The following is a 4,208-nucleotide window of genomic DNA, read 5'->3' on the forward strand; positions in this document are numbered from 1 at the left end:
GCGAGCGCACCAGCAAACGGCATGCGGGCTCAACGTGAATTCATCGCTGCTCTCTTCGGCGCGGCCGCCTAGCCTGAGACCATCTCCGGCAGTCTCTTGACTGACATGAAAGTCTGCAACGGAACCGCGTTAGACGATGCCCCAGGCGCGGTAGCGGGTGCGGCCGCTGAGCTCGCGCGGCAGAGCGCCGCCGAGCTGGGCCAGCATCAGGTCGACAGCCTTGGGTGTGACCTGCAACAGCTTGGCCGCGAGTGGCCCCGTCACGAGCGGCCGCGACAGGAACAGCTCGACCAGCCCCGGCAGCTTCGAGTTGCTGCGGCACTCCCTGGTGAACCCGGCTCATCAGTTCGCGGGCGAGGATGGGAAGCATGAGGAAGTGTGGGGCGGCTTAGCTCGCTGCCAAGCGGGAAGTGTATCGTGTTAGAATGAACGACAATTGGTGGCCGTGGATTACCCCTAGGTATATCTTCTCCTGCCGATCGGTTGCCCCACGAAATTTCATGCTCTCCCAGGAGACCGTCATGCGGCCAGATCTGCGCGCGAAGGATCCGCCTCAAGGAGCGGAGTCGTTCATCAGCATACCCGGTCGCCCCTTAGAAGGAGACCTTGTAGCTGCCTTGATGAGACGGCACGAGGTTGCTGCGGAACGACTGATCGGGTGGCTGCGCGTGGCGATCGGTCTGTGCGTCTTCGTGACAGTGATCGCCGCCGATCGTGTGCTACTCGAATTAACAGGGATATCCCTCGATTTGTTTGAGCGGAATGCCTGGATTGCCTCGCTTGGCTTCCTGCTCGTCGGTGCGGTCAGCATTGTGCTCGCGGTGCCGCAGCGTTGGCACCACGGTTTCGCCTACCTGTTCATGGTGCTTGACGTCGGGCTCGTGCTCATCATCGCATTCCTCGCCATTGGCGAGCGCGGCTTGCCTGGCAATGCCCTGCCATCGGCCCCCATCGCCTGGGCGGTGCCGCTGGTTCTGGCAGTGGGCGCTTTGCGCTATGACGTCAGGGTCCAGCTTTGTGCCATTGCTCTTCTGGCGACCGGTCTGGTTGGGATTGCGATCACGCTGGACCATCGCTTGGTCCTCGATTCTGCCGCCATGCAGGCCCCCGCGTGGCACCGGTTGTTTTCGATGCCGGTCAATGTGATGCGGCTCGAACTGCTTCTCCTGGCAGGGGCAGCCACGGCCTTCGGCATCATCCGCTCTCGGCGTCTCCTGTCCTCCGCCGTCAAGGATGCCATCGGGCGTGCGAGCCTCTCGCGCTTTCTCCCGGCCGAGATTGTGCCCCGGGTGACGGCCGGTGACGCGGATCTGCGCCGCGGGCGCCGCCAGAAGGCGGTCATCGTCTTTGTCGACATCCGCGACTCGACTGGTCTAGCCGAAGGTATGGATCCGGAGCGCCTATCGCAATTCTTCACCGCCTTCAGGACCCGGGTCCTGGGCGCCGTGCGCAAGCACCACGGCTTTGTGGACAAGTTCATCGGGGATGGGGCGCTGATCCTGTTCGGGGTGCCGGACGAGAGCAGCGACGATGCAGCACGTGCCCTTGCCTTTGCGCATGACCTCGTCCGCATCGTTGCAGCCTGGAATGCAACCCGAGAACTGCCCCACACCGTGCGGATCGGGATCGGGATCCATGTCGGCGAGGTTTTCTGCGGCATTGTCGGGGATGAGGAGCGGATGGAGTTCACGGTGCTGGGTGATGCGGTGAACGTCGCCTCCCGTCTTGAGCAAGCGACGAAGCGATATGGCGAGATGATCCTGGCTTCTGGCGCTGCCATCGAAGGCTCGTCGGATCGCGCCGCTTGGCGCGAGATCGGACTTGAACCTCTCGCTGGACGCAAGGAACCCGTCGCAATCTTTGCCCCAACCGCTTCGGCGACGGCACCGTCACCATAACTGAGTGAAAACCATTTCCCGCCCTTTCCAGCTGTTCCCCGGTGGGTCTAAGCTCTTGAAATGCGTGGCACGCTCCGGACCTAAATACCGGAAAGAGTAAAGTAAAAGTGTTAAGTTGACGGTGCCGTCCTTTCCACACCGCGTCCACACGTCAACCACCGACTGGAACCTATGGCCAAGCCTCACGTTCGATCCTCATCTGACACTGCCGATGCAGGGATCCTTACCGATGCAACGCTGGCCTGAGCGCCTCTGGATCGTCCGCCATGGCGAGAGCGCCGGCAACGTCGCACGCGATGCCGCCCATGCGGCCGGTCTATCCCGCATCGACATCGCCCACAGGGACGTCGATGTCCCGTTGAGCCCGCTCGGCGAAGAGCAATCCAGGGCCCTTGGACGCTGGTTTGCCGCCCTGCCTGCAGGGGAACGTCCCAACGTTGTTCTGACCTCTCCCTATCTCCGAGCACAACGCACGGCCGAGATCATCGAGGCCGAAGGGGGTGTCTGCGTCGAGCGCCATACTTTCGTCGTCGATGAGCGTCTGCGCGAGAAGGAGTTCGGCGTCCTCGATCGCCTCACACGGTCAGGCATCGAGGAACTCCATCCCGATCAAGCCGAGTTCCGCCGGCTACTCGGCAAGTTCTATCACCGCCCGCCCGGCGGCGAGAGCTGGTGCGACGTCATCTTGCGCCTCAGGAGTGCACTCGACACGATCTCCTTGCACCACAGCGGGTGCCGCGTCTTGATCGTGGGTCATCAGGTCGTGGTGTTGTGCCTACGCTATCTCCTCGAGAACATGACGGAACAGAAGATCTTAGAGATCGATGCCGAAGGTGACGTCGCGAACTGCTCCGTGACTGAATACCGCCTCGACCCGAGCTTCGGCGAGCATGGACAGCTGATGTTGCACTGCTACAACTTCCTCGCCCCCCTTGAAGAGGCCGGCGCGCCCGTGACGTCGGAGCCCGACGCCAAAGTCGCGGCACGATGAACGACGGCACGATCACCTCGGAATTCCTCGGCCGCATACCTCTCTCGCAGCCAGCTGAAGATGGGGACAAGGACCAGCGCGGTCGTGTCCTGGTCATCGCGGGAAGCGCATCGGTTCCTGGCGCTGCCCTGCTGGCGGCGACCGCTGCGTTGCGTGCCGGGGCCGGCAAGCTGCAGATCGCGACCTGCCAGAGTATCGCGATCCACCTCGGTCTCGCTCTGCCCGAAGCGCTGGTCGTCGGTTTGCCGGAGACCCCATCGGGTGAGATCGATCCGAGCACTGCTGTCCTGCTGCGCGAGCGGATCTCGCGCTGCGATGCGGTTCTCATCGGGCCCGGAATGCTCGACGAACAGGGTGTCTCTGCCCTCACGGCAGATCTGTTGGACTGTGATCCAGGAGCGGCATTCGTGCTGGATGCTGGGGCCCTGGCTCAGTTGAAGGACATCGCAGACGTCCTGGCCCGCCACAAGGGACGCATGGTGATCACTCCTCATGCCGGTGAGATGGCTAATCTGCTCGGCGTCGACAAGCATGACGTTTTGAGGAACCCGGCTGAGATCGCTGGCCAAGCGGCGAGCCTGCTCCACTGTGTCGTGGCGCTTAAGGGGCCGTGCACCTACATCGCCACGCCGGACGGGGCCACATGGACCTACAGCGACGGCAATGTCGGCTTGGCGACATCAGGATCGGGAGACACGCTGGCCGGTATCGTCGCAGGCCTGCTGGCTCGCGGCGTAAGTCCGCTCGAGGCCGCACAGTGGGGCGTTTTCCTTCATGGCGAGGCCGGCAACCGCCTCGCCCAAACCCGCGGCCCGCTTGGCTTCCTCGCGCGGGAGCTTCTTGCCGAAATCCCTGCGATTATGGCGAAGTTTCATAAGGCCTGACCACACGGTTACGACCTGCGCCTCTTTGAAACCGGGATTGCTTGGTTGACTGTGTCAAAGTCCGCCCAAGGATCGCTGATGGGATTCGGCAGCCGGGCCGCCAGATTACCGATCCGATATTGGTTGCCACTGCGGATGGACGGCGTTTGTCCCACACTATCGGGGTTGACACTGAGGCACCGGCCCGAGCTCTTGTCGAATAGGCTGCCACGGCCCTCGCACCTCGCCCATTGCGCAGGTAGTCGACGAAGATCCGGCCGGTCCTGGCACGCTTGGCTATCGTCTCGGTATGCAGTGCTGGGCTAAGCTGTTTGGTGGCGGAACGTTGTTGGGATCGGGTGCGTTACGCCATTGAGGAGTACACTTGGCGCTTTGACGGCCTGCGACGCCGAGCTTCTCACCGCAGGAGGACGTGATGCACTCCCTTCATCCGCA

At 62.8% G+C, this 4,208-nt stretch carries 5 protein-coding genes; 3 read left to right on the forward strand and 2 right to left on the reverse strand.

Going from position 1 to position 4,208, the window contains the following annotated elements; all coding sequences use genetic code 11:
* Positions 1 to 129: 129 nt before the first annotated feature.
* Positions 130 to 264 (reverse strand): helix-turn-helix domain-containing protein, encoded by a 135-nt coding sequence (locus FS320_RS49110; protein WP_338105663.1) that lies wholly within the window; start codon positions 262 to 264, stop codon positions 130 to 132.
* Between the two features lie 356 nt (positions 265 to 620).
* On the opposite strand from FS320_RS49110, the gene FS320_RS39255 reads away from it, so the two are divergent.
* The 3 genes from FS320_RS39255 (at position 621) to FS320_RS39265 (ending at position 3,773) form a co-directional block, all read left to right on the forward strand.
* Positions 621 to 1,898: an adenylate/guanylate cyclase domain-containing protein gene (locus FS320_RS39255; RefSeq protein WP_162003536.1), complete on the forward strand. Its 1,278-nt coding sequence runs from the start codon at positions 621 to 623 to the stop codon at positions 1,896 to 1,898.
* Between the two features lie 229 nt (positions 1,899 to 2,127).
* A complete protein-coding gene (locus FS320_RS39260; RefSeq protein WP_244627676.1) occupies positions 2,128 to 2,889 on the forward strand; it encodes a histidine phosphatase family protein in 762 nt (253 codons plus the stop codon).
* Complete coding sequence (locus tag FS320_RS39265) at positions 2,886 to 3,773, forward strand: NAD(P)H-hydrate dehydratase (RefSeq protein WP_152717801.1); 888 nt, start codon at positions 2,886 to 2,888, stop codon at positions 3,771 to 3,773. Before FS320_RS39260 ends, FS320_RS39265 begins: the two co-directional genes overlap by 4 nt.
* Here the strand turns inward: FS320_RS39265 and ligD are convergent.
* Positions 3,748 to 4,068 (reverse strand): non-homologous end-joining DNA ligase LigD, encoded by a 321-nt coding sequence (gene ligD / locus FS320_RS50475; protein ID WP_338105664.1) that lies wholly within the window; start codon positions 4,066 to 4,068, stop codon positions 3,748 to 3,750. The genes FS320_RS39265 and ligD overlap by 26 nt on opposite strands.
* Between the last annotated feature and the right edge of the window lie 140 nt (positions 4,069 to 4,208).

The organism is Microvirga tunisiensis, from assembly GCF_009296175.1.
Taxonomy (GTDB): Bacteria; Pseudomonadota; Alphaproteobacteria; order Rhizobiales; family Beijerinckiaceae; genus Microvirga; species Microvirga tunisiensis.